Here is a 24,519-nt window from a genome sequence, read left to right on the forward strand (position 1 = left end):
TCTTTTTTGTCTTCTGACCGTACAATGAAATTTCCCCAGACTTATGATCATTGATGATATTTGTTTAATGGGGCATACCAGAATCAATAGTAGTATTTGACAGTTGATAAAATACGCTAATAGGTACTGGGGTTTTATTTGCGCTACTGCCCCTCATTTCATGCGTATTTTGCAGCTACTCCGTCCGCTAAGTGGATAACATCGGGAAGTGAGGAATAATAATGAACAGAATATTTGTTTTACCGCTCATTGGCTTGGCGTTATTAGTCGGTGCCTGTGCTCATGATCCCAGTAAGGTGGGGGACTTAAAGTTGGCTGAACAGGAAGATAGCCAAGGTTTGGTTCCCAGATCCAGCTCGCTGGATGAAGTTGCCGCGGCCTTTGCTTTTGATATGAGCGGCTCCAAAGTGTTTATTGCCCCTGTGCAAATTGACTACACCAAGCGTTTTTCTTCGCTGCCGCGCACCCGCTACAGAGAGAAAGATTACGAGCTGGATGATAGGGACCTACAGCAGATGAATGCACTGTTGGTCAAAACGTTTGCCGAGAAGTTTCTCGAACCGCGTAACAGCGTGGTTGCGGAGGAGCAGGAAGAGGCAGATTACACATTGTCCTTATCCTTGGAGAAATTTTCGGTAGCTGCGCCACTGGACCCCTCTCCCTGGACCTGGCGCGTCTACACCGAGCAGAGTGCCTATGGGGTACTGGTTGGAACTCTTTATGATCGAGAGGGCAATGCAGTGATGCGCTTCCGGGATCGCCGCGATATCGGTGAGAACTTTGGTGCCTATGGCCCGGGTGGGCGCATGGAGCGTTTTACCAGTGTTACTTTCTGGTCTGATATGCGTGTAGATATGAGGCGGGCCTTTGCCAGTTTGAATCGCACATTGCTGTGATTCCCACACGGTTTGAGGCTTCTGGTTACATAGCGCCCCCGATTGGCGATATGGGCGCTATAATCACCGCCTATGCAAACTAATGATCTTCAGGGAAGGCCGGTGCTGATATATCTGCATGGCTTCCTTTCATCACCACAGTCCTTCAAATGCCAGTTGATGCGGGAATGGCTCCAGGCCCAATGCCCGCATGTTACCTTCTGTGCACCGCAGATTCCTCCCTATACAGAGGAGGCGCAGAAATCGTTGGTGGCTCTTGTGGAGGATCTCCTTCGGCAGCCCGATCAGGGACCCATTGGACTGGTGGGGAGTTCTATGGGGGGCTTTTGGTGCACTTACCTTGGTGAGCGCTTCCGATTGCCCGCTGTACTGATAAATCCCGCAGTGCGCCCCGCGCGCTTTATTCCAGCCTATGTGGGGAAAGTTTTAAAACCCTATAGCGGTGAAGAAGAGGAATTCCGTCTTACCCAGGTTGATGTAGATGCCATGCAGCGGGTACAGGCTGAATTGGAGAAGCCGTTGCAGAGTTGCTACTGGTTACTCGCCCAGCGCGGGGATGAAGTTCTGGATTATCGCGATGCGCAGGATTTCTACCAAGGACAACGCCAGACCATTGAAGACGGTGGCGATCATAGTTTTCAGGAGTTCGCACGCTACTGCGACCCTATCACCGAATTTCTATTTAACGAGCAGTAATCAATAAGAATTATGGCTAATTATTCCGCCGAAGATATTGAGGTACTCACGGGACTAGATCCGGTGCGTAAGCGCCCCGGGATGTATACCGATACCGCACGCCCAAATCACCTGGCTCAGGAGGTAATCGACAACAGTGTCGACGAAGCCCTGGCCGGACATGCCAAGAAAATTGAAGTGGTGTTACACAAGGACCACTCGCTTTCTGTCAGCGACAACGGCCGCGGTATGCCTGTCGATATCCACCCCGAGCAGGGACGGCCTGGTGTAGAGGTTATCCTCTCCACTCTGCACGCCGGCGGTAAGTTTTCCAATGATAACTACCAGTTTTCCGGCGGCCTGCACGGCGTCGGTGTTTCGGTGGTTAACGCCCTCTCTAAAGTGCTGGAGGTTACTATCCAGCGAGATGGCAAGGTTCATCGCATTGGCTTTAAGGATGGAGAAAAGGCCTCCGACCTGGAAGTAGTAGGTGAGTGCGGCAAGCGCACAACAGGCACCAGTGTTCGCTTCTTACCTGACCCTAAGTATTTTGATTCCGCCAAATTTTCAGTGGTGCGCCTGCGACATCTTCTGCGTGCCAAGGCCGTGCTCTGCCCGGGCCTCACGGTTACGTTTATCAATGAGCAGGATGGCGAGTCTGATGAGTGGTATTACGAAGATGGCCTCAAGGACTATTTGGCCGCTGCAAACCAGGGTTGGGAAGTACTGCCAGCTGAGCCGTTTGTAGGCAGTTTTGCAGCTACTACTGAGGCGGCAGACTGGGCCGTTCAATGGTTGCCAGAGGGTGGAGAGGTCACCGCTGAATCCTACGTAAACCTGATTCCCACCGCCCAGGGCGGTACCCATGTCAATGGTTTGCGGGCCGGCCTGCTGGAAGCAATGCGCGAATACTGTGAAATCCGCAATCTGCTACCGCGCGGAATTAAACTGGGACCGGAAGATATTTGGAGCCAGTGTTCTTACGTTCTCTCTGCCAAACTGGCTGACCCTCAATTCTCTGGCCAGACAAAAGAAAGACTTTCCTCTCGTGAAGCGACCGCATTTATTTCCGGTGTCGCCAAAGATGCCTTCAGCTTGTGGCTGAACCAGCATACGGAAGAGGGCGATAAACTGGCGGAACTGTGTATTGGCAATGCACAGAAGCGTATGCGCTCCGCGAAAAAAGTTGCACGTAAAAAAGTTACTCAGGGACCGGCCTTGCCTGGCAAACTGGCAGACTGCTCCAGTGGAGACACCACGCGATCTGAACTCTTCCTGGTGGAGGGAGATTCAGCCGGTGGCTCCGCCAAGCAGGCGCGAGACCGTGAATTCCAGGCTATCATGCCGCTGCGCGGTAAAATCCTGAATACCTGGGAGGTTGACTCAGGGGAAATTCTTGCTAGCCAGGAGGTACATGATATTGCTGTAGCCCTCGGTGTGGACCCGGGTAGCGACAACCTGGAAGGCTTGCGTTACAACAAGATCTGTATCCTCGCCGATGCCGACTCAGACGGGCTGCATATTGCTACGCTGTTATGCGCGCTTTTCTTACGTCATTTCCGTCCGTTGGTTACTAACGGTCATGTCTATGTGGCCATGCCCCCACTGTTCCGAATTGATATCGGTAAAGACGTTTATTATGCGTTGGATGAATCTGAGAAACAGGGCATCCTCGATCGTATCAGTGCAGAAAAGAAAAAGGGCAAGATTCAGGTAACCCGATTTAAGGGATTGGGAGAAATGAATCCTATGCAATTGCGTGAGACTACGATGGATCCCAATACCCGACGTCTCGTACAGCTTTACATAGATTCAGGAGATGACAGTAATCAACTACTAGATATGCTCCTGGCTAAAAAGCGTGCTGGAGACCGCAAGCAATGGCTGGAAAGTAAAGGGAATCTGGCTGAAGTGGGTTAAGCTTTCTAACATAGGTATTGGTGTTGCCTTAGTGTACTAAGGCAACAGATCAATGCATATGATTAATATGGAGCGCTCTTCCTTTTGAGGGGCTCTATCTCTCTTTCAGAAGTTGTATCAGTTATTCAACTTAATGGATGTTAATTCAGCTGCATATTATTTAATTCCTTCAGTTTAAATTTCTTGTTTTAGCATTATACTTATTTAAAAAAGATAACTTCATTGATACGAAAATATATAGCCTTAGCATCTATGTGATATTTTCGTTAAAAAAGAAGTGCACAAATCCATTCTATTGGTTTTACTATTTTGTCATTTCTAATTACCTATAGTCTAAATTTTAAAAGATGAAATAAGCGCCATGTGACAAGTGCCTATATAATGTCTCAATAGTAAGGCTAGCAGTGTTGGGTATTTTGAAAGTCTAAAGCGACAGCATCAAAAGTTATATAATTAATGCCTGCTTGACGAGATTAAATTTTGAGTATGCTGTGGGATACATTAAGTGCCGTTGGTGAGCTTGTTGGTGCCTTTGCGGTTGTCGCATCTTTAGTCTATCTTGCCGCTTTAATAAGAGTTCAGAATAAAGAATCGAAGATCGCTTCTATGCATGAGATATCCATTGCTCATCGAGAAGCTGTGGCAGCAATTTGTGATGGACCAATGGCAGACATCTTTGCGAAGGCGATGAAGGATTTTGATTCTTTGTCGAGTGCCGATACTTTAAGGATCATTGGTTTTGTATATCGTTTTTTTAAGATCTGGGAAGAAGCTTATTTCCAATACAAGGCAAACAGGCTCGATTTTACTATTTGGGACTCAATGACTCGTCAATATACAGCATACTTATCAATGGAACCTTTTAAAAGGATATGGGAGTTGCGCTCTGAATATGTAGCTCCCGAATTCCGTGATTATGTCAATTCAAGAAAACCAGTGGATTTGGTTTTACCAAATTCAATTAGTAATAGGGGTGACTCCAAAGGTTAATCTTAAATCATGCCTTAATAGGGCTGTGATTTATCTAGATGTTGTAAAAGGAATCGTCATATTAAATTTGGCTACTGGTAGCATCACTCTCAACAAGATCAATAATAATCTAATTGTGAAAGAGGTATTTTCTCTTTCTGAGTACCAATAGAAGGTTGTGTAACCGATAGTCAACCAAAATATATAATGAATGAATATTGTGAGGTCATGGGCGTTAGTAAATCCAAGGTGAAGCCGTGGATTCGAAAATTACATGCAGGCCGAGCTGGAAGAGTTGTTGAGTATCTAATATCTTGAGCTCCAAATAAATATTGGAATACTTGCAAATTTTTGTTGCAAGAAATTATCACTACATCTTTTTAAACTGTTTTCATGCATAAAAGGTATGAGATACGATAAAATAAAACTTTATTATCTGAATGACTAGAAGCCCACATTTCTTATTTTTGACGCACGAAAATTTTTAAGCTGCCATCTCTTCATCGATTTATTTCGTGTAAATATGTGGGATATCTGGCTTCAAGCTGCTAAAAAATTATCCGTATTTTTGTTGGCTAAGAAATTTTGAATCACATTTCTTTATAAGAACGTACCCTCAAGTTCGGACAGATGTCTAGCCATTAAAGACTTTTAGTTGGACCTATTGTTCTAATTCGGAGGGTAAAAATATATTTATTAAAAAAAGTTCACTCTGTCAGTTGAATCTTGTAGGCTGCTTAAAAGTATCAGTGTGTTTAGATGGCTGTTTCATTATGAGTGCCTTATAAAGTCTCGGTTGTAATGTGAAGAGTGATTGTTTATAGATTAAATTAACAAATTATATTTATAGACATTACTATTGGTTTCGTATTGGTCGGTTGCTCCATTTGGTGTGCAGGATGATTGGCGCAAACCCAATAATAAAAGGTAAATAGTATAGACATTGATAAGTGTTTTACACTTTGTTTAGTAGTTATTGCTGCCGGCTGCTGAATAAATAAAACATACATAATAATGTCTGCTTGTCTGAGTGTTTGCCTTATATGTTTTTATGTTTTTTCATGCTGGTTAATTAGCTATTGTGAATTCAAGAATGAATTTCTAAGTCTTAATTGGCAAATTAATAAAGCAGTCTGAGCCCTTAATCCTGTCAAGGCTCTAAAAGAGAATCAAACCTAAATCTACAAAAGGGGATGTTTATTTACGAATATATTCGAAGTTCATTCTAATTTTACTTCTTGCAGTGGTTCTTGTTGGAAATATTTTAGTGCTAAGGCGATGCGAGAATATTCTGTATTTTTGTGTTGACAATAAAAATCATATCTAATTAAGGGATAAGGATAAGATAGTTTTGAAAAATGATACGATGACCTATAAGGAAAGCATATAGTGAAATTTAATATTAACCTAGTAATCTTGATGTTCAGTGTATATCTTTCAGGTTGTAATGGATCTTCGAGCGGGGGAGATGATCCAGACACAGGTGGCGAGCTTACAGCTGCTACGATGGCGGTCCATTATGAGAAACCTAAAACGCTAACCTTTCGCTGGAACGATGTTTCTGGGGCAACTTATTATCAGTTATTTGAAAATATTGATGGGCACTCTGGGTTTGAACCTATTGGAAATCCCATTGCGCCAAAAGAAGAGCGCATTGAATTAGTGGTGCCTTTATTCAAAAAGCTTAATGCCCAATACTTATTGCAAACCTGCGATGATCAGAGATGTATCGATTCTGATGCAGTAGCAATTGATCAGGATGTGATAGGCAGTATCGGTTATTTTAAATCCAGTAATACGGATGCTGACGATCAGTTTGGTTGGGATCTAGCAATTAGCGATGATGGCAACCTGCTTGCAGTAGGTGCTCCTCGCGAAGATAGCGGTGGTGACCAAGAGGATGACCTGACACCTGATTCAGGTGCAGTTTATATTTTTAGTCAGGAAGATGGCGAATGGACACAGCAAGCCTATCTTAAGTCTCCAGATCCTCAAGAAGCTGCAGAGTTTGGAACTGCATTGAGTCTTAGCGATGATGGTTATACGCTTGCAGTAGGGGCATTCAAGGAGAACGGGGAAAATGATAATTTTTCTGCGGGCGCTGTTCATATTTTTTCCCGAAGTAATGAAGGTTGGGTCCATAGCGCCCGACTTCAAGCAGACAATCAAGGAAATAATGACCTATTTGGCTATGCCCTTAGCCTTAGTGGAAATGGTTCTACTTTAGCAGTAACCGCACCCAGTGAAGATGGTGGTCTTGATGGCGATTCTATTGAAGATTCTGGAGCGGTATATGTGTTCCGTAATGAGGAGGGAAGTTGGTCACAGTATGCCTACATTAAGGCTGCTGATAGTTCTGAGGGGTTAGGTTTTGGTTCTTCGATAAGCCTTGATGATGCCGGGGCTTCATTCGCCGTTGGGGCTTATGCTGACAATGCAGGGGCGGGTTCCGTTTATCTATACCAGTTGGATGGTGAATCCTGGGTGGAAGATAGCAAGATATCGGCTAGTAATCCTGTCGCTGATGATTGGTTTGGACTTGCGCTCAATTTAAGTGGTAATGGGCAAACTCTAGCAGTTGGCGCCCCATTACAAAGTGAATCTAACAGTGGCGCTGTATACATTTTTTCTCGAAAAGAAAACGCTTGGGAGCAAACTGCCAATTTGAAAGCTTTCAATCCTCATGAATCGGCTTATTTTGGAGAGGCGGTAAACCTGAGTGATGATGGCAGTTCTATCGCCGTGGGAGCATGGGGAGAGAAAAGCTATAGCCAAGGATTGTTCGGAGATAGTACAGACGAATCTTCAACTAGAGCAGGAGCAGTTTATACCTATATATTTAATGGCGTAGACTGGTCTAGTGAAGCTTATATTAAGGCGAGCAACACAGACTCGAGAGACCATTTTGGTGGCTCTGTTGCGTTAAGTGGAGATGGAGCTAGTTTAGCAGTAGGGGCGAACACTGAAGATGGAGCGGATAGCGGTTTGTTCGCAAACCCTGAGAGCAATGAAGCTGAAAATGCAGGAGCGGTCTATATTTATTAATTGGGCTGTATAATTTATATTTACGTATAAAGTTAGTTGTTTGAGTTTAAATGGTATTGTTATCATTAATCTAGATCGAACGGAATACGCACAATGTAAGTTTTAGAGATCTTTATTCTAAGTATAGATTTTAGGCTGCTCAGGTAAATCAAAAGATTTTCCTAGAGCAGCAATATATCTAGAGTTTTAGCTAAAGCTTAGCTGGATAGTGAAAGAAAATACTATCTTTAAAATTTATAGCTCTCTTGAAGTCTGAGCTTGTAACCAAGTTCTGGTAGTAGGGTATCTACAAGAGAGCCACTCTGCTCAATAGTTTTGCGAGCTTTTAAAAGTTTCCATGGAAGCTTATTTTTGGTTTGATGTCAGATAAACCGAAAAGCAAGGAAAGTAAAAATGCACTTGTTCGCTGTAATATATATGCCATAAGTTTGATGGGGTACTTTAAGTTAAATGTTGGAATTCGGATGTGAGGAATATTCTATGAATACTCCCGCGAAAATGTTTAATATTTTTCTGGAGTGTTTAAAGGTCCGATTTCTATGTAAAGTGAAAATTCTGAATTTAACAATCTGGAACTCAAGAATGCACTGTATATTTATCGGCGGCCCATTTTGAAAGGGTATGGGAGCTTCGATCTGAATATATGGCTCCAGTGTTTTATGGTTATGTAAATCCAAATAAACTTGTTGGCTTAGCTGGTCAAGCTCGTCTAGTGAAGTGTAAGTTCGGCCCTGAATATCAACCCCATATCTTTATTTAATTCAATTTGTTAATGCAGAGTCATTTGTCCTCTTTTTCGTGAGAATGGCGCGAAGCTCCTTTTTGCTAACCTGAGACAATCCTTTTATCGATACTGGGGAGGCAGTCAAATGTGTGGGCTGCTAGGGGTATTCTCTATTGTTGCTACGTATAGCCGGGAACAGATCTCTCGTGCACTACAGACCCTTTCTCATCGAGGACCAGACGGTGAGGGATTCTGGTCATCAGGAGATGGCCGAGCCTGGCTGGCGCATAAAAGGCTCAGTATTATTGACTTAGAGGGTGGTCAGCAGCCTCTGTTGAGCAGTGACGGGGAAATAATTTGTATTGTTAATGGTGAGTTTTATGATTATGTGAAAATAAAAAATGATCTTATTCGACGAGGATATAGTTTTCTCACGCAGTCGGATAGTGAAATTCTGATTGCTCTTTATCAAGAGTATGGTGTTTATTGCCTGGACTATCTTCGAGGAGAATTTTCTTTCGTACTTTACGATAGAGGGAAGAAACTAATATTCTCTGCTCGAGACAGGTTTGGAATAAAGCCTCTTTTTTATTACTGGGCAGATGGATGTTTGAGTTTTTCATCAGAGGTTAAGGCCTTAAAAGCCCTTGGCTTGCCGGTAGAGTGGAACCCGCATACTTACTGGCAAGAAATTAGTTTCTTGCATGCTCCTGCTTCTAGCTCATTTAGTAATATTTTTGAATTACCTCCTGGTCATTACGGTATTGCCTATTTGGATGACCTGCAATTTTCGACCCATCTTTATTGGGACCTCTATTTCCCTACTATTGTTGAGCAAAGAAAGACTCAGTTTAGAGAAGAAGAAGTTATAAGCGAAGTGCGCAAAAGATTTACTGAGGCGATCAAGTTAAGACTCAAAGCTGATGTGCCAGTTGCTTGCTACCTGAGTGGAGGATTAGATGCATCCTCTGTTTTAGGAATTGCTCAGAGCATGCTTGACAAGCCGATAGATGCATTCACCTTGTCTTTTGACCACCCGACTTATGATGAATCATCCGATGCCAGGTCCATGACCGAATATGCGGGGAGTAATTATCATCCAGTTGAAATTAATGGCGATATATTGGTTTCCTGTTTTGAAGAAACGGCCTACATCGGTGAAAAAATGTTCTTCAATGGGAACGCTATTACTAAATATGTGCTTAGTCGGGCTGTCCGAGATCGAGGGTATAAAGTCGTAATAACTGGGGATGGGGCTGATGAGGTTTTTGCTGGTTACGGTTGGTTTAGGCAAGACTTTATCGAGAATTACTTAGAAGATCTTCCCCAGGAAGAAAAAGAATTGATTCTAAAAGATTTGGAGAGTGGCGACCCTGTTTCTGATGGAGTTTTTATGTCCTCTGCGAGACTGCATCAGTCAAGGGTAGTGAAGTCTGCCCTTGGTTTCTTTCCAAATTGGATGCAGAGTTTTATGGATATGGGTATAAAAATATTTCCATTATTTTGTAAAGATTATGCTGATTATATAAAGAACAATCAGATTGCAGATACTCTCATGGAAAATTTAGGTGGCATGTCTGTATTAAAAAATAGACCTGTTTTATCTAAAAGCTTGTATACCTTTACCAAGTCTATGTTTCCTCATTTTGTCTTAACAATGATGGGTGATAGAACAGAAATGGCTCACTCGATTGAAGGTCGCCAACCATTTCTTGACCACCACTTAGTAGACTATCTATCAGTATTGCCAGAAAAATATAAAATTCGAGGATTAACTGAGAAATATGTATTGCGAGAGGCTATGAAGTCGGTGTTAACAGACAGGGCCTACAAGAAGCAAAAACAACCGCTATGGACTCCGCCTCTTACAGATAAGAAAAACAAGAAACTTCATGAGTATATGAAGGATATTATCCATAGCCGTGAGACTCTAGATATGCCATTTCTAGATCAAAAAAAGCTCATTAGATTTTTTGAAAAAGATGAGGGGCACTCGCAGGCAGACCAGAATGTCGTTGATGCTATTAAATTTCTTACCGTTAGTAGTATATTAATACATAAACGATTGGTGATGTGCTAGAAGTTAATTCTCTACTCTAGGCGGTTTTGATGGTTTACTCTGGATATTAAAATAAAATTTCTTTAGCAGGATTTGCAGTGCAGGAATTTCTCTAAATTGAGCCCGAATAAAATACTTCTATCCGGGCGTTTTGGTATTCTAGTTTCTACCAGCAATTACCCCGCCATCAATGTCCCAAATGGCTCCTGTTACCCAACTTGCTTTGTCGCTTAAAAGAAAATCTACGACACTAGCGATGTCCTGGGGGGTACCAATTCTGCCAATAGGGTGAAAGCTATCGAAGGAAGCAAGTGCTTGGTCTATTTCTCCCGAATCGATAAAGGATTCATAAATAGGCGTCTTAACCACCGCAGGGGATACTGCATTAACCCGAATATTGTGATCGGCCAGCTCCATCGCCATATGTTGGGTGAGCGAATGTAAACCGGCTTTGGCCATTGAATAGGCAGAGGAGGGTGTCGCCTTTACCGATTGCTTGGCCCACATGGAGCCAATATTCACTACACTCCCTCCGCCGTTGTCTACCATGTTTCTTGTTACGGCCTGGCTAATAAAGAAGGTGGCACGGTTGAGGTCGAGATAAGTATCGTAGTCTTCCCGGGTATGTTCAAGAAATGCAGTAGGATTAAAATATCCAGCGGCGTTTACCAGGTATTTAAAATGATGATTGCTGGATTTTATATATTCGATAATATTGCTGATATCAGCCTGTTGATAGAGGTCTGCCTGAAGTGCTTCTGCAGAGCCCATCTGAGTTAATTCGTTGTGGGCTCTTTCAAGTTTGTTGAGATTATTGCCAATAATAACTGTGTGAATTCCCTGTTTCACTAGCAGGTTTGCAATGGCGAGTCCCATACCACTGGAACCACCAACGATTAAGGCAACTTCTTTTTGTTCAGTAGAATCTGGTCTTTTAGTGGAGTCACTCATATTATTTCCTCACTGAGATATGCTCATTACGTGAGTGGAGTTTAGAAAAGAACCGGATAGGTTGAAAAGTAAGCACAAAATGGTGCACTAGTTACTTTTTGGTAAGTATTGATGAAATCAGAGAAAAATATGCTCACGCGAAAGCGCCCGCCCAAGAGAAGTGCCAGAATGGTTGAGACTATCTATGGCTGTAAATGGTCCCTTACTGTCTATCAGCTTCTGGCTAGAGGGGTAAATCGACCGGGGGAAATGGTTCGCAGCGTTGAGGGTTTGACTACCAAAGTCCTGAATGAATGTTTACGTAGAAATATGGAGTTCGGGATACTGGAGCGGATCAGCTATGCAGAGATTCCTCCCCGTGTGGAATATAACGTTACAGAATTTGGACAGAAATTCCTGAGAATACTGGACGACTTGGAAAAGCTACAAGAAGAAATTGACGGCTCAGATTTATCTGAAAGTAAATAACTTTATCCCACCAATACCTTCGAGTTACACTAAGTGTCTAAATGATACTTGTCTCTCCCTATGAATGAAAAAGACTATATAGCTCGTTATGAGAAGCGTAACTTTGACGCTCCTTTAGTTACTGTGGATGCAGTTCTATTTACCTATCACGAAGGCTTTCTCAAGGTGTTATTGGTTAAGCGCTCTGCTCACCCAGAGAAAGGGAAGTGGGCTTTGCCTGGAGGATTTGTCTCTGAAACCGAAGATAATAGTCTGGAGGCGACAGCTAACCGAAAGCTAAAAGAAAAGACATCAGTTATACCGCCCTATTTAGAGCAGCTTTATACTTTTGGAGGGCCCAGCAGGGATAAACGGGGGTGGTCGGTAACGGTTGCCTATACTGCCTTGATTGCCCACCAATGCTGTGCGAGTGCAATCAATACTGTGTCGAGTGTGGACTGGTTGCCTTACTCTCAGATATCTCAATTATCTCTGGCTTTTGATCATCAGGAAATTATTAGTCGTGCCCATGAGCGTTTGGTTCAAAAAGCGCTCTATACTATTGTGCCTGCATTTGCATTACCGGAAACTTTTACCTTGCCAGAGTTGCAGCAAGTACATGAGGCAATAATTGGGAAACCAATACAGAAAAAATCATTTCGCAGGCGAATTGAGCAGGCAAATCTGTTAGTAGATACTGGTGAAAAACGTTCTGAAAAAGGCCGGCCTGCAGCGCTCTATCGTTTGAGTGAAAGCTCCGCTGATCATAAATTTATAAGAAATTTAGAGCTTTAACTGAAAAATAGTTTAGATTCTTAAGATAAAAAATTATTAACTAATTTTTTATCTAGCTCAATCAAGTATTGGTATCCATAAGTACTATTTTCCAGGCCAGAGAGTAAACTGAAAGGAAGTTCCGAATCGTACTCTCTGGTAAGTGCTGCAAGCCCGCAGGCAATTGCGGCGACACTATCAGTATCACCACCAAAATCTATACAGGTCTTCAATAGTCCAAGGAAGTCTCGATTACTTTGTAGTGCTGTATTTACCGCAGCCAAGGTTTCTAAGGCATCACAGTTGACCTTGCCAGACCAGCTTCCTATTAATTTTAGGTTGAGCTTTTTCTCAATAAGCTTGGGCAACTCAATTAGAGCTGATTTTTGGTAGATTAATAGATGTGCCATTAGGGCAACTGCTTGAGCAGATAAGATCCCCTCTTCGGTATTGTGCGTAACGCTAGCTTGGCATTTAGCCACTGTTAGTAGTTGATCAATATCGGGAATGAGCCCAAGGGGTACTGAGCGCATTGCAGCTCCGTTACGTTTGCTGTGAGGCCTTATCTTGCGAGTTAAATCCTTTCCAGTTTCACAGCTATCGAGAAGGCCTTGAAAGCCTGATGCATATCCAAGGCGAGGATCACGCTTATAAGTGTGGATAAAAGCTTGTGCAAAGTCCGACTCTTGGGGATTCGAATTCTCAAGAAGGAGCTCAGCAATAGCCAAGCTCATCTGAGTATCGTCGGTATAATAACCGGGTTTGATGCCAAGGGGATGAGAGATATACCCGTTAGCATGATTGTTATTGTTAATAATCTCACGGCTACAAAACTCAAATCCGGCTCCGTAGGCATCTCCAACTGCAATTTCCAATAACATCAAAGCCCCCTAAAAGATTACCGATTAGTTAATATTAACTGGCAACAGCCAATATATCTCTACCCTCAACAATAACTGCCCGTTCCCGAATAGTTTCCAGATCTTGTTCTATAAGTAATTTCCCATTGCGGTAGACAGTTTCCAGCAGATTATTACGGCCGCCAATATCTTGCTCACGAATAGTGTAGGGCGTTCCGTCGGTACGATTTATTAATGCCAAGCGCCCTCTCTTGGAGCGCTTACCGCTATCGGTGGCGGGGTCTTTGTAAACATCCCGCCATAGGCCATCGACTCGAACCGCACTGGCTTTCATGGCGAACCTCATGGTATCTCGGTTAACTTTTTGTAAAAGCTCACCTCCCATACCGAAGCTAATATTTTCAGCGCTCTGTTTTCTGGCCTTCATTGCGCTGAGGATGCCCTCAATGGTGTGTAGAGAAATCCCGTCACCCTGGATCACCCGAATAAAGTCAGGAAGTACTCGGAAACCTTTACTATTAATGGTTGCTCCGAATATTCTCATCAAGCGCTCAATAGTCTGAGTAACTATATCAACGGCATCGCCGCTATCCGGGCGAATTACCAGGGTGCCGCCATTATTTTCTACCCTCTCTTTTAATTCACCGCCCCAGATATTCTCGATTGCACTCCAAAGATCGTAGCTGTCACTCACTACGGCGACCAGACGGTTGTCACCGCTGAATTGCGTCAGCATATTTTCATAGGCTTTGGCTTCCTGCTCGCGTCCCCAACTGGTCATGGTGCTGTGCTCTGCAGCGGGTATTGAAAATCCGGCCATTGGAGCTGCGTAGTAGCGGCGGCCGGCGAGTACGGCGGCAATGGTGTCTGTGCCTTGGAAATTTACCAGGTGGGCCAAGCCCCCAATCGCAGCTGTCTCTTCGCTGCTAGCACCGCGTGCGCCAAAGTCATGTAGCTTAAAGGGCAGTGAGTCGAGACCCTCAGCAGTTTCCAGTAAATATCGTTGAATGACCTTTTTGGCTTCCCGGCTTTGGGTGGCAACTGTGGTGGGGTACCAAATTGCGCGCAGCAGGGCGGTTTCGATATAGCTGGTTAGCCAGAAGCACTGAGGGTCTGTATTGACTACTTGGGCTAAGACATTCCTAGTCGGGATAACGCTGCCCTCGGGAACTGCTTGAATCTCAATGGGCAGGTAACCCTGATGCTCCTGGAGAATGTATTCCCATCCCTCGCGATTAAATGGCAGGCCATGGGCCAGACAGAGCTCCTCAGCCTCTTCGATGTGCTCTGCGTTGATCGGCGTAGTCAGGTACTGCTTGATAAATGCCTGTAGGCCAAAGAAAACAGCCTCTTTGAACTGGCCACCCCGGCTCTCGATATAGCTGCTGACATACTGGGTTCCCTCTGGGTACTGAAGGTAGTGGCTGGTTTTATAGCTGTCGACATTCAGGATTGGGTTGTACTGGTTCATCGCGGAAATCCTCCGTGAGTAGTTGTTAGCACCGGTCTCTCCAGTGCGGGCCTTGTCAATTATTGTCTAAAGGACACTAATAGAGCTAATAGTGTCTTTTAGATACTAAGTTGTCAAGTGTCGGCGTGTTTTTTTTGGGTATTGGTGGGGTAATGCGAGTTGTTGAATGTGCAAGAGGTGGCAATTGGCCACCTCCTACCTGCTTTAGGCGCCGCCAATCAGGGATTGAATGATGTAATAGTGGTCTTCAAATAGCTGCTGAGGGTCCAGATCAGCGAGGGGAACCCAGCGGGCATAGCGAGCGTCGTCACCGCCCTTTACCTTGGGTAGCTGTTGGCTGGGAGCCAGTTCTATGTAATAGGCGTGTGTGATAGTCCTTCCACGGGCCGAGCGATAGGGTTCATCGAATACATCCTGCCGGCGTATAGATCCTTTCAACACTGGTGTCGGGACTTTAAGGCGTGTTTCCTCTCGCAATTCTCGCAGGCAAGCATCGATCAGTCGCTCACCGGGGTCGACAAAACCACCGGGCAGCGCCCATAAACCCCGCCCGGGAAAAGCTCGTCGCTCTATCAGCAGGATATGGCCAGATTGGACCACTACAGCATCGACAGTAACGTGAGTTGGTGGATAGGGAGCGGTGGTCCAGGAGGATCTGTAGCGCTGGATAAATGCCATTTCTTCGCGCATTTCGCCGTAGGCTGGATTGGTCTCCACAAACTCTCTTAAAGCGCCAATAGTGCCCTCTGGCAATTGCTTTTCTTGGTTGAGTGAATTCAACAAGCTATCGGCGCTGTCGGTAAATAGTGCCTCCCTAAAGGGGGTTGCACTGATTTCGTTGTGATTCTCCACCCCAAGGGATTCCCACTGGGGGAAGAGGTTGAGGTAAAAACCGCTCTGGTCTTTCTGGTGCCCGATTAATGCAATTTGGGGTGGCTTGTGGGGAATGCTGTGATGAGCAGTCACTATGCCGTTAACGGAGTTTTGTACATTGCGTACCCACAGTTCATCATTGTAAGGCACATCCATTAAAGGTAGGCAGGTCAGGCGCTTGTTGTCACTCTCGCTTAAGCTTTTCCTGATAAATTGTTCCCGCTCGCGATGAGTCCAGGGGTTGCGAGGATTGCGGGGCTGGTTGGCGGAGCCAATCAGGATAATCAGGTGCTGGGCCTGAGCTAATCCGCACTGGACTACTTTTAGATGTCCGGAATGGAATGGCTGGAATCGACCGATAAAAACGGCAAAATCGTAGTGCTGGGCCATAGCAGCAAGCTCCTTGCTGTGAATAAACCCCGGTCTCTCCAGGGCTTGAATAATGGGTCTTGAAATATTATGTGTCTAATAGACACTAATGGCAAGTGGGCTTAAATTCAATTTTTAGTGGTTTATCGAAGAGGTGGGGTTATATTTCAGTGTCCGAGCCGATTTACTTTTTTTTAGTGTATGAGTAGAACTGATGTGCCGCTGGTTGTTGTTCATTTCCTTATTGAGTTTGGAAGCCTTTGCGCAGGAAATAGAGCCATTTACTACTGATGGTTGTAGCGCATTTCCCGATGGAACTTTTGATCAACAGGAGTTGTGGCTCGACTGCTGTATTGCCCATGATTATGCCTACTGGAAAGGGGGCACATACGAAGAACGCGAGCAGGCGGATAAAGATCTGGAGGGCTGTGTAGCTGGAACCGGAGAAGAAGAAGTTGCACTAATGATGTTACTGGGAGTTCGGGTTGGCGGTACGCCTTTTTTACCCACCCCATTTCGCTGGGGGTATGGCTGGCCCTATTTGCGTGGCTACAAGGCTTTGTCACCGGTGGAATTACAGGCAATAAAACAATCAGAGGGTGAACTTTGACGGTAATCAGGAAAAGATAGTCACAGAGACAAATTGTTCGCGTTTATTTGAGGTACTTTATTCAATGGGACTAACAGCTAAAGCCTGTAAATAAATATCTGCAAAACCCTCCTTGAGCCACTGCATCAAATTGCGCACCCGTAATAATTGGTGGCGTAGGGGCGGGCATACCATCGAGAGCTCGGTAGACTCAGACCAGCCGGGCAGAATTTCAACCAGGCGTCCACTGGCAATATCTGCCTGGACATAGATATCTGCTAGCCGGGTAATTCCAAGTCCCTCAATTGCAGCGCGATGCATTACCCTTCCGCTAATCAATTTAGTGCTGCTTTCAACTTGCACAACCTGTTGATTCTTACCTCGTGTTAGCAGCCATTGATCCACACTGCCGGAAATTAGCGGTACAGATGCTAAGTCAGCAGGTTTTTCTATAGGTCCATATTCTTGAAGGAACTTTGGGCTGGCTACGTATCGGGTTTTGATAGTGTGAAGTTTACGCACGATTAGAGAGGAGTCCGGCAAACTGCCCATACGAATAACCAAATCGTACTGGTCTTGAATCAAATCTACTCGGGTGCTGGAAAAGTCCAGATGAACTCTAACTCCTGGATTGGCCTGCTGAAACTTGATCACCAGCGGAGCAATTAAGCTCTCTCCGATAACGCCACCAACAGCGTTGATGCGGATGTTTCCCTCCAGTCCTCCCTTTGATTCACTGGCCCACTCGGCGGCTGAATCCAACTGCTGCATCGCTTGTTTGCAACGCAAATAGTAACCCTCACCAATCTCGGTAAGACGCAGTTGTCTTGTCGTGCGGTAGAGAAGCTGTATATCCAGGGTTGTTTCCAGCTCTGTGACCAGTTGGCTCAAATTGGCCTTGGAAAAGCCGCTGTCCCGCGCTGCAGCGGTGAAGCTTCCGGCATCGGCCACCTGAATAAATGCACGAATAGCGCGCCATGAGATATTGTTCATAAAAACCAAACAATGTTTTCCGATTGGTTGGGCTAATCATATTAGTCGGAATTCCTATACTGGGTCTACTTAAACAAAACTATCCGTCGGGATAACTCATTGAAGGAGAGAGAGCCCATGTCCAAACCACTCGTTGTTATTACTGGAGCCAGTTCAGGTATTGGTGCTGCCATTGCCCAACATATGTCTGCTGCCGGGCACCCTCTATTATTGTTGGCAAGACGTGTGGACAAACTGGAAGCTTTAAATCTGCCAAATACTCTTTGCAGGAAAGTGGATGTGACTGATATGGCAGCCTTGCGCGAGGCAATTCGTGAGGCTGAGACTCAGTTTGGTCCGGTTGATTGCCTGATTAACAATGCCGGCAAAATGTTATTGGGCAATATTGAAACCCAGAACCCCGATGAGTGGCGGCAAATGTTTGATGTGAATGTATTGGCCTTACTTAACGGTATGCAGGCGGTTTTGGAAGATATGAAAGCTCGCCACTCTGGGACTATTATCAATATCAGTTCTATTGCCGGTGTAAAAACATTTATCAATCATGCCGCGTACTGCGGTACCAAATATGCTGTCTCTGCTATTGGTGAAACCGTGCGTGAGGAAGTGGCGCCTAGCGGAGTACGTGTAATGACTATATGCCCCGGCGCGGTGGAAACAGAGCTGCTAAGCCACACTACCTCAGCAGAAATTATTGAGGCCTATCAACAATGGAAAGAATCCATTGGTGGCGCAATTAATGCAGAGGATATTGCTCGCACAGCACTGTTCATGTACTCCCAGCCCCAGCATGTGAATATTCGAGAGGTTCAAATTGCAGCAACAGGGCAGGGACAGTAATTCTGATTTTGTACCGCCCAAGCACTAATCGTTTTTCCAAGTAATATTTCTTTTGTTAACATCGCCAGCTTAAGCCAGCTAATCGGAGTGGCTTAGGCTGGAAGGGATAGTAAAAGACATGGAGATACCAGTGCGAAGAACGATTTTAATTGCCGGCCTGATTTTATGTTCCTCTGCGTTTGCACAGCAAAATACAGATGAGCAAGAGAGTGGCGTTGCGGAAGCGGCAAAATCAGTAATGTCTAACATCGTCAGTTTTGGCAAAAACCTGATGGATGGCGCCAGTGAAGGTGTGGTTGATGGGCGTAAATCAGGGCAGAGTACTGATGGTTCTGTTCTTATCAATACCCTGGAAGACCTCAATAAGTATCTGGAAACCGATGTTATCGCAGTGACGGCCCATGCAGAGAGTGGTTGCTATGTTGAAGTTGGTTTTAAAAATCAAAATGACTTCCCCGTGAGGTTAATCGACCTGGATAACTCCGAGGCAGTGATCCTTATTGACCAGGATGGCTACGCAACCAACTTGTTTAGGGGCAAAGGAAACCCTGAAGAACTCACGATTCCCAGTAATGCTGGACGCAAACAAAAGTTCTACTTTGCTATAGAGTGGGATCAAGTGCGTGAAATCCGAATTCTCGGTAAAGTCATGCAACCATAGCCAGTAACTGGCGCTGAAGAGAAGTGGAGCTGTGGCTGGGGTTGTGGATACCCAGCCTGCTACGCGGCTAATCCACTTCTTGAAATAGCTTTTGAATAGATGAGAAGTCCAAATCACTACCTCCGCGCAAATTGAGAATTCCATAGAGATTGCGCGCCATTGAGCCGAGAGGCGTATAGCTTTTACTTTGAGTGGCGGCTTCCTGGGCCAACCCCAGGTCCTTACACATAAGTCTTACCATAAACCCACCGCTATAGTTTTTACTCGCTGGAACTTCGGGCATTACTCCGGGATAGGGATTGTAATTTTGTAGGGACCAATTGGCTCCTGAACTCTTTAACATAATGTCGGAGAGCACATTGGGGTCGAGTCCATTATCTACCCCCATTTGTAGGGCTTCAGCGGTACCGATCATATGAATAGCCAGCAGCATATTGTTACAAATCTTTGCTGTTTGGCCAGATCCCGCTGCTCCGGCATAGAAAATATTGCTACCCATTGGCTCTAGAACTTCCCGGGCCCTGTCGACATCACCGGCCTCTCCCCCACACATAAAGCTCAGAGTTCCTTTGCTAGCACCCGCAACCCCCCCGGAAACCGGGGCTTCAATGGCTTGCAGGCCTTTGATTCTGGCTTCACGAATAAGGCGCTTAGAACTGTTGGAAGAAATAGTGGAGCAGTCGATAATCAAACAGTCGCGAGAAATGCTGTCGAGCAGTTTGTCGGTATCAATATACAGGCACTCAACCGCCGCGCTATTAGGCAGCATGCTTACCACAAAATCCGCTTCCTCAACGGACTCTTGGGGAGAGGAACACTTTTTGATGCCGCTTTCTACAGCGGTATCCAGTATTTCAGTGACCGGGTCAAACCCTTTAACTTCAAAGCCCGCCTTGACCAGGTTGGTGGCCATAGGCAGTCCCATATGGCCTAACCCTAAAAATGCGACTGTTTTAGTCATGCTGCTCTCCGGGTAACATTATTTGAGCTGTATGGTTAAGTTGGTATGCTCTGCATGCTCTATATCACTGTCAAACCAGCGTGCCGTAACAGTTTTGGTTTCGGTATAAAACCGTACAGCTTGTTTTCCATAAGCGTGTTGATCACCATAAAAAGACGCTCGCCAGCCGGTAAAGCTAAAGAAAGGTAATGGAACTGGAATAGGTACGTTAATACCGACTTGGCCCACTAATATTTCGTGCTGAAACTTACGTGCGGCAGCGCCACTAGCCGTAAATATTGAGGTGCCATTGCCGTAGGGGCAGTTATTGATTAATTGGATTGCTTCTTCCAGGGAGTCGGCATTTACCAGGCAAAGTACGGGACCAAAAATCTCGTCGGTATAGATCGACATGTCCGAGGTAACATCGGAAAATAGGGTGGGACCAACCCAGTTCCCATTGGGAAACCCTTCGACAGTAATTTCAGAGCCATCTAACACACAGCGGGCGCCTTCCTTTTTGCCCTGGGCGATATACCCAAGCACCCTCTCACGAGCAGCGGGTGATATTAGTGGGCCGAAGCCCGCTTGCGTATCCTTCCAATGACCGGGCTTGATAGCTGACATAGCGTCTTTAATGTCGTCTACCCATTGTTGTGTCTCCCCAACAAGTACAGCGACGGAAATCGCCATGCAGCGTTGCCCGGCAGCTCCGATGGATGATCCAACAATATTATTAATAGCCGCAGCCTTATTGGCATCGGGCATCACGACCATATGGTTTTTGGCACCGGCAAAAGCTTGAACTCGTTTTAGGTGCTGGGTACCTGTCTGGTAAATATGCCGCCCCACGGGGACTGAACCAACGAATGAAATGGCCTGAATACCGGGATGTGTTAGAAGAAAATCTACCTGTTCCCTGCCGCCATGTACTACCTGTAAAACACCTGCTGGAGCCCCCGCTTCAGCAAATAATTCGGCCAGTTTGCAAGGCGTGACAGGGTCCTGTTCAGAAGGTTTCAGAATAAAAGTATTCCCACAGGCAATCGCCATTGGAAACATCCACAGTGGAATCATTGCGGGGAAATTAAATGGTGTGATCCCTGCACAAACTCCAATAGGTTGTAGATAGGAGTAACAATCGATGGTGTTGGCAACATTCTCTACGGTTTCACCCATCATTAGTGAAGCGATATTGGCTGCATGCTCAACAACCTCAATACCGCGCCAGACGTCCCCTTTGGCATCCTCAAAAGTTTTACCTGTTTCCTCGCTGAGGATTTCAGCCAGCAGCTCCTGATTTTCTTTCAGAAGCGCCTGATACCTCAACATAATCCGCGCTCTTGCGGTAACCGGCGTATTTCGCCATTGGTCAAATGCTTCTTTGGCGGAAATTACTGCATTCTCCAGTTCAGTCTGGGTAGACAATGGCACCTGTGTAAGAACATTGCCGGTAGCGGGGTTGGTTACATCCAGCCACTCAGTACTATTGGACTGAATCCACTCACCACCAATCATTATTGGTAACTTGGAAGGAATATTCTTATTCATGTTAATTAAAGCGCCGAGAGGAGGGGATTTTATCCAACAGTTTAGGTGTTTTTTCGCGATTAAAGAGGAATATCACGCTGCTTTTATGATTATCCACTTTTACTGAGCAGAAGGTTGATGGACCAAAAAATTAAAATAAATGTATTTGATTATCTTTGTAGAATAGATCGCAAATAATTAACACCCATAAGAAATGAAAAAATAATCTTGCACTGTACGGCTAGTATCTTGTGGCTGGCAATTCGGCTTTGGATTAATGCCTAGCTTAAATGTTGTTGTCGTAATGTAACTAGTGAAGAGTAAAAGAGGATTATTCAATGTGTTTTATGATAAAAAGAATACTGATTGCAATCGGATTAATGATATCTCCCATGTTTGTTGGTGCTACCACTCTAAGTGACTTAAGTGCACATGAGCCTAGCTCTGACGAAACCTGGGCCGAGCAATGGTTCTATAACATTGCAATTCCCGATGTGGGATATTTCAAAGTTAGTTTACAAACCTATATTGCACCTGACTTTGCAGTTGCCAAGCCTAAAGCCTATATCCATTTAGCTTTTTCTTCAGAGACCGGAGCTACCACGAAGTATGATCTCTTTTTTGATGAAGTGATCTTGAAGCACCCCGAAGGTATTGATAAGTTCTACTATGAAGTACCGGGAGTAGTTGTGGCCGATGAGCAGGGTGTACAGGTCTTACACCCAGATTTCCTGTTTAATATGGAGTGGGCTGGTGAACACCACCATTACTGGCATGGGTTAAACCCCGGTCAAACCCCTTTTGGGTTTATTCCTGAGATACCTGGGGTAGGAGGAAAGTGGTTCCTATATACGGTCGGTACCCCAGTCAATTACAGTTATTTTGATGGTTCTATGTCTCTAGCCGGTGCTGGCTATGCGCAATTGGATAAGGGCTGGTATGACAAAGAATCCAGTGCCGGTATGATCTATTCAATGGGGCTAACAGATGACCTCTACTATATGATTACCGGAGCTAAACTGGGTGACTCAGAGATTGAAATGTGGGCGGGGCGATATGTTTCTAAAGAGTATGACCTGATTTTTTTACCGGCTTTTAATGGTTTCTCTGTTAAGCGGGAAACAGATGCTTGTTCAGGTTATCTAGAAGTTGAACTTAACAAAATTTCATACAAGTTAGTTGTCGAAGCAAAAGCAGACATTGCCAGCTTTTATCCGCTGGAGTTTCCCTCTGTAATTATTTTTGGTGGTGAGCAGAGTTATATGAAATCCATGCAGGCAGATGTCAACTTCTATCTGTATCAATTTGGACAGCTGAAGGAGCAAATTCAAATGCCTCAGGCCTTACTAGAATTTAGTGGGCCATTGGCGTGTGATGATTTTTTTGATTAAGAAGAGTGGTATAAAAGAAGAAATTATTGGGTTTGCAGGAGTTAAATTAACTCCTGCAAATACTTTATTGTATCTGATGGAGAGCGTATTGTATCCATGCAAAGAAAATAGGTTTTCGAAATTTGTGTGAGCAATTGCAAAGCTTTGAGGCATTTTAGTTGTACATAGTTCTTTATGAAAAAGCTTAAATTCAATGTTTTTGGTAGAGAAGTCTTGATCGAAAGGCAGTCGAATAGCTGGGCCACATTCTATCAGGGCAATGAAGGTAAGCGTCGCAGTGCCGGGATATCAATACCTTCAGAAATTAGTGAGAAAGATTTAGCCCAATACTTGGCAGATATCTGCCATGAATGGGCAAGTGAGCGGTACCCTGCTGTGGAGCGTATAAATACAAAATAAGTATATAGAAATTTGGCGGACGGTGGTGATCCAACTTTTCTTGAGGTCGTATTATAAAAGACCAATAACTGTAAGAAATCTGAGGTCGCCAAGGCTGTATTAGGAAAACGATGTAAAGTTAAGTAGAAAATAGGTGAAGCAAGTACCAAGGGCACCTGCTTCATATAGATAAATAAATATAAATATGGACTTAAATTCTTAAATTGCTCACTTACTCCAAATTTATTCGGGAAACTTCCTCTTTGTGACTAAAGCCATTAGTCTCAAGATTGGTTTTCAACTCTAGTGTATAGGTGAGCAGGGTATAGTCTTTGGCATCGGCTTTACAGGTAAAGCCCATGGATTTTGCGAAACTGTCCACTCGTCTATTTTGTGCTGACTCAATCGAATAGATTCGTTCAAGCCCCTGATCCTGAGCGCAGTTGATGAGTCGCTTTAACATTAAGCGTCCCAAACCTAACCCCTGCCAGTCATCGCTCACCACAACGGCACACTCACAAGCGCGTCCGTCAACGTCAAGTGCGTAGTGTGCTATAGCAACGGCTCTCTGTGCTCTGTCACTACTGCAGAGTGCAATAAAAGCTTCATGTACATGGTGGTCGTTATCTGTGAGTAACTCCAATAGCTTTTGGCTGGCTTTACAGCTTCCGCCAATAAAGCGATCGCGGCGAGTTTCTGGAGACAACTGTTCAATTAGTTCTTTCTCAAGCTGGCCATCACTGCGACAGATGGGGCGTATTGAGACTTTGCGTCCATTGCCGAGGGTGATCAGCTCAACTTGGTGTTCAGTATTCACACTGTTGTTGGGTGACATAACGGTTCCTATCCTGGCTGCTTTGAGCAGCTTTGTTTTACAAGTTCGCAACGGGATGGGGTACCTCAAAGATAGACGCTCGCGCTGCGAACGTGAAACTATGTTACGGTCCTGAAGACGACCTCCCCAACAACTGCTCTGTATAAACCTATAAAGGAAAGGAGTTTGGCTGGGTGAAACTATACAGTCAGCCTTTGTGTGGTATAGTACCGCCGCTGATTTTTCTCAGCTGCGTCATTTGTAGGCCGGTGATCCGCCGGTAGCCCCTCCGGAACTTTTCAAAAATTCTTCCAGGAAATTTCTACTGAATGCCGCGCGCCGGTTACGAG

General features: G+C 44.8%; 21 protein-coding genes. 13 read left to right on the plus strand and 8 right to left on the minus strand.

Annotated features, from left to right (window positions below):
• Positions 1–221: 221 nt before the first annotated feature.
• From ACJJI3_RS19080 to asnB, 6 genes are all read left to right on the plus strand, one after another.
• Positions 222–896: a hypothetical protein gene (locus tag ACJJI3_RS19080; protein ID WP_444940593.1), complete on the plus strand. Its 675-nt coding sequence runs from the start codon at positions 222–224 to the stop codon at positions 894–896.
• Between the two features lie 102 nt (positions 897–998).
• Positions 999–1,592 carry a YqiA/YcfP family alpha/beta fold hydrolase gene (locus tag ACJJI3_RS19085; protein ID WP_444940594.1) on the plus strand — a complete coding sequence of 198 codons (594 nt, stop codon included), beginning with the start codon at positions 999–1,001 and terminating at the stop codon, positions 1,590–1,592.
• A gap of 12 nt (positions 1,593–1,604) precedes the next feature.
• On the plus strand, positions 1,605–3,491 hold the full coding sequence (parE, locus tag ACJJI3_RS19090; protein WP_444940595.1) for a DNA topoisomerase IV subunit B: 1,887 nt from the start codon (positions 1,605–1,607) through the stop codon (positions 3,489–3,491).
• A gap of 480 nt (positions 3,492–3,971) precedes the next feature.
• The gene (locus ACJJI3_RS19095; RefSeq protein WP_444918379.1) at positions 3,972–4,481 is read left to right on the plus strand and encodes a hypothetical protein; all 510 of its coding nucleotides are present in this window, start codon (positions 3,972–3,974) and stop codon (positions 4,479–4,481) included.
• A gap of 1,368 nt (positions 4,482–5,849) precedes the next feature.
• Positions 5,850–7,505 carry a histidine kinase gene (locus ACJJI3_RS19100; RefSeq protein WP_413663538.1) on the plus strand — a complete coding sequence of 552 codons (1,656 nt, stop codon included), beginning with the start codon at positions 5,850–5,852 and terminating at the stop codon, positions 7,503–7,505.
• Between the two features lie 869 nt (positions 7,506–8,374).
• The gene (gene asnB / locus ACJJI3_RS19105) at positions 8,375–10,309 is read left to right on the plus strand and encodes an asparagine synthase (glutamine-hydrolyzing) (protein WP_444940596.1); all 1,935 of its coding nucleotides are present in this window, start codon (positions 8,375–8,377) and stop codon (positions 10,307–10,309) included.
• A 138-nt stretch (positions 10,310–10,447) separates the two neighbouring features.
• On the opposite strand, the gene ACJJI3_RS19110 is transcribed toward asnB, so the two are convergent.
• Positions 10,448–11,239, minus strand: coding sequence for an SDR family NAD(P)-dependent oxidoreductase (locus tag ACJJI3_RS19110; RefSeq protein ID WP_444940597.1), 792 nt, complete (start codon positions 11,237–11,239; stop codon positions 10,448–10,450).
• 111 nt (positions 11,240–11,350) lie between these two features.
• Between ACJJI3_RS19110 and ACJJI3_RS19115 the strand changes: the two genes are divergently transcribed.
• Together ACJJI3_RS19115 and ACJJI3_RS19120 are read left to right on the plus strand one after the other, a co-directional pair.
• Positions 11,351–11,707 (plus strand): winged helix-turn-helix transcriptional regulator, encoded by a 357-nt coding sequence (locus ACJJI3_RS19115; protein ID WP_444907094.1) that lies wholly within the window; start codon positions 11,351–11,353, stop codon positions 11,705–11,707.
• A 60-nt stretch (positions 11,708–11,767) separates the two neighbouring features.
• On the plus strand, positions 11,768–12,481 hold the full coding sequence (locus tag ACJJI3_RS19120; protein ID WP_444940598.1) for an NUDIX hydrolase: 714 nt from the start codon (positions 11,768–11,770) through the stop codon (positions 12,479–12,481).
• 20 nt (positions 12,482–12,501) lie between these two features.
• On the opposite strand, the gene ACJJI3_RS19125 is transcribed toward ACJJI3_RS19120, so the two are convergent.
• The 3 genes from ACJJI3_RS19125 to ACJJI3_RS19135 all read right to left on the minus strand — a co-directional run bounded on the left by ACJJI3_RS19125 (position 12,502) and on the right by ACJJI3_RS19135 (position 16,120).
• Positions 12,502–13,341 (minus strand): ADP-ribosylglycohydrolase family protein, encoded by an 840-nt coding sequence (locus ACJJI3_RS19125; protein ID WP_444940599.1) that lies wholly within the window; start codon positions 13,339–13,341, stop codon positions 12,502–12,504.
• A 34-nt stretch (positions 13,342–13,375) separates the two neighbouring features.
• Positions 13,376–14,791 (minus strand): nicotinate phosphoribosyltransferase, encoded by a 1,416-nt coding sequence (locus tag ACJJI3_RS19130; protein WP_444940600.1) that lies wholly within the window; start codon positions 14,789–14,791, stop codon positions 13,376–13,378.
• Positions 14,792–14,995: 204 nt separating this feature from the next.
• Positions 14,996–16,120, minus strand: coding sequence for a bifunctional nicotinamide-nucleotide adenylyltransferase/Nudix hydroxylase (locus ACJJI3_RS19135; RefSeq protein ID WP_444942575.1), 1,125 nt, complete (start codon positions 16,118–16,120; stop codon positions 14,996–14,998).
• Positions 16,121–16,247: 127 nt separating this feature from the next.
• On the opposite strand from ACJJI3_RS19135, the gene ACJJI3_RS19140 reads away from it, so the two are divergent.
• Complete coding sequence (locus ACJJI3_RS19140; RefSeq protein ID WP_444940601.1) at positions 16,248–16,643, plus strand: FAD-binding oxidoreductase; 396 nt, start codon at positions 16,248–16,250, stop codon at positions 16,641–16,643.
• Between the two features lie 57 nt (positions 16,644–16,700).
• Here ACJJI3_RS19140 and ACJJI3_RS19145 read toward each other — a convergent pair whose 3' ends face one another.
• Complete coding sequence (locus ACJJI3_RS19145; protein WP_444940602.1) at positions 16,701–17,615, minus strand: LysR family transcriptional regulator; 915 nt, start codon at positions 17,613–17,615, stop codon at positions 16,701–16,703.
• 117 nt (positions 17,616–17,732) lie between these two features.
• Here ACJJI3_RS19145 and ACJJI3_RS19150 point away from each other — a divergent pair, with 117 nt between their 5' ends.
• Positions 17,733–18,455 (plus strand): SDR family oxidoreductase, encoded by a 723-nt coding sequence (locus tag ACJJI3_RS19150; RefSeq protein WP_444907099.1) that lies wholly within the window; start codon positions 17,733–17,735, stop codon positions 18,453–18,455.
• A 130-nt stretch (positions 18,456–18,585) separates the two neighbouring features.
• Positions 18,586–19,116 carry a hypothetical protein gene (locus tag ACJJI3_RS19155; protein WP_444940603.1) on the plus strand — a complete coding sequence of 177 codons (531 nt, stop codon included), beginning with the start codon at positions 18,586–18,588 and terminating at the stop codon, positions 19,114–19,116.
• A gap of 67 nt (positions 19,117–19,183) precedes the next feature.
• Here ACJJI3_RS19155 and mmsB read toward each other — a convergent pair whose 3' ends face one another.
• Positions 19,184–20,077 carry a 3-hydroxyisobutyrate dehydrogenase gene (mmsB, locus tag ACJJI3_RS19160; RefSeq protein ID WP_444895924.1) on the minus strand — a complete coding sequence of 298 codons (894 nt, stop codon included), beginning with the start codon at positions 20,075–20,077 and terminating at the stop codon, positions 19,184–19,186.
• Positions 20,078–20,095: 18 nt separating this feature from the next.
• Positions 20,096–21,607, minus strand: coding sequence for a CoA-acylating methylmalonate-semialdehyde dehydrogenase (locus tag ACJJI3_RS19165; protein WP_444940604.1), 1,512 nt, complete (start codon positions 21,605–21,607; stop codon positions 20,096–20,098).
• A 326-nt stretch (positions 21,608–21,933) separates the two neighbouring features.
• On the opposite strand from ACJJI3_RS19165, the gene ACJJI3_RS19170 reads away from it, so the two are divergent.
• Both ACJJI3_RS19170 and ACJJI3_RS19175 read left to right on the plus strand, forming a co-directional pair.
• Entirely contained in the window at positions 21,934–22,977 is a 1,044-nt protein-coding gene (locus ACJJI3_RS19170) for a hypothetical protein (RefSeq protein WP_444940605.1), read from the plus strand.
• 174 nt (positions 22,978–23,151) lie between these two features.
• Entirely contained in the window at positions 23,152–23,376 is a 225-nt protein-coding gene (locus ACJJI3_RS19175; RefSeq protein WP_444937115.1) for a DUF7661 family protein, read from the plus strand.
• A gap of 211 nt (positions 23,377–23,587) precedes the next feature.
• On the opposite strand, the gene ACJJI3_RS19180 is transcribed toward ACJJI3_RS19175, so the two are convergent.
• Complete coding sequence (locus ACJJI3_RS19180; RefSeq protein ID WP_282931039.1) at positions 23,588–24,190, minus strand: GNAT family N-acetyltransferase; 603 nt, start codon at positions 24,188–24,190, stop codon at positions 23,588–23,590.
• Positions 24,191–24,519: the final 329 nt, after the last annotated feature.

It is taken from the genome of Microbulbifer maximicatervae (SeqCode), assembly GCF_052466985.1.

Excerpts from the sequence above, each read along its gene's own strand:
- ACJJI3_RS19125 (WP_444940599.1), bottom strand. The coding sequence starts at position 13,341 with ATGTTATTGGAAATTGCAGTTGGAGATGCCTACGGAGCCGGATTTGAG.
- ACJJI3_RS19080 (WP_444940593.1), top strand. The coding sequence starts at position 222 with ATGAACAGAATATTTGTTTTACCGCTCATTGGCTTGGCGTTATTAGTC.
- ACJJI3_RS19145 (WP_444940602.1), bottom strand. The coding sequence starts at position 17,615 with ATGAACAATATCTCATGGCGCGCTATTCGTGCATTTATTCAGGTGGCC.
- ACJJI3_RS19140 (WP_444940601.1), top strand. The coding sequence starts at position 16,248 with ATGTGCCGCTGGTTGTTGTTCATTTCCTTATTGAGTTTGGAAGCCTTT.
- ACJJI3_RS19150 (WP_444907099.1), top strand. The coding sequence starts at position 17,733 with ATGTCCAAACCACTCGTTGTTATTACTGGAGCCAGTTCAGGTATTGGT.
- ACJJI3_RS19110 (WP_444940597.1), bottom strand. The coding sequence starts at position 11,239 with ATGAGTGACTCCACTAAAAGACCAGATTCTACTGAACAAAAAGAAGTT.
- ACJJI3_RS19180 (WP_282931039.1), bottom strand. The coding sequence starts at position 24,190 with ATGTCACCCAACAACAGTGTGAATACTGAACACCAAGTTGAGCTGATC.
- ACJJI3_RS19130 (WP_444940600.1), bottom strand. The coding sequence starts at position 14,791 with ATGAACCAGTACAACCCAATCCTGAATGTCGACAGCTATAAAACCAGC.
- ACJJI3_RS19115 (WP_444907094.1), top strand. The coding sequence starts at position 11,351 with ATGAAATCAGAGAAAAATATGCTCACGCGAAAGCGCCCGCCCAAGAGA.
- ACJJI3_RS19170 (WP_444940605.1), top strand. The coding sequence starts at position 21,934 with ATGATAAAAAGAATACTGATTGCAATCGGATTAATGATATCTCCCATG.
- mmsB (WP_444895924.1), bottom strand. The coding sequence starts at position 20,077 with ATGACTAAAACAGTCGCATTTTTAGGGTTAGGCCATATGGGACTGCCT.
- asnB (WP_444940596.1), top strand. The coding sequence starts at position 8,375 with ATGTGTGGGCTGCTAGGGGTATTCTCTATTGTTGCTACGTATAGCCGG.
- parE (WP_444940595.1), top strand. The coding sequence starts at position 1,605 with ATGGCTAATTATTCCGCCGAAGATATTGAGGTACTCACGGGACTAGAT.
- ACJJI3_RS19165 (WP_444940604.1), bottom strand. The coding sequence starts at position 21,607 with ATGAATAAGAATATTCCTTCCAAGTTACCAATAATGATTGGTGGTGAG.
- ACJJI3_RS19120 (WP_444940598.1), top strand. The coding sequence starts at position 11,768 with ATGAATGAAAAAGACTATATAGCTCGTTATGAGAAGCGTAACTTTGAC.
- ACJJI3_RS19175 (WP_444937115.1), top strand. The coding sequence starts at position 23,152 with ATGAAAAAGCTTAAATTCAATGTTTTTGGTAGAGAAGTCTTGATCGAA.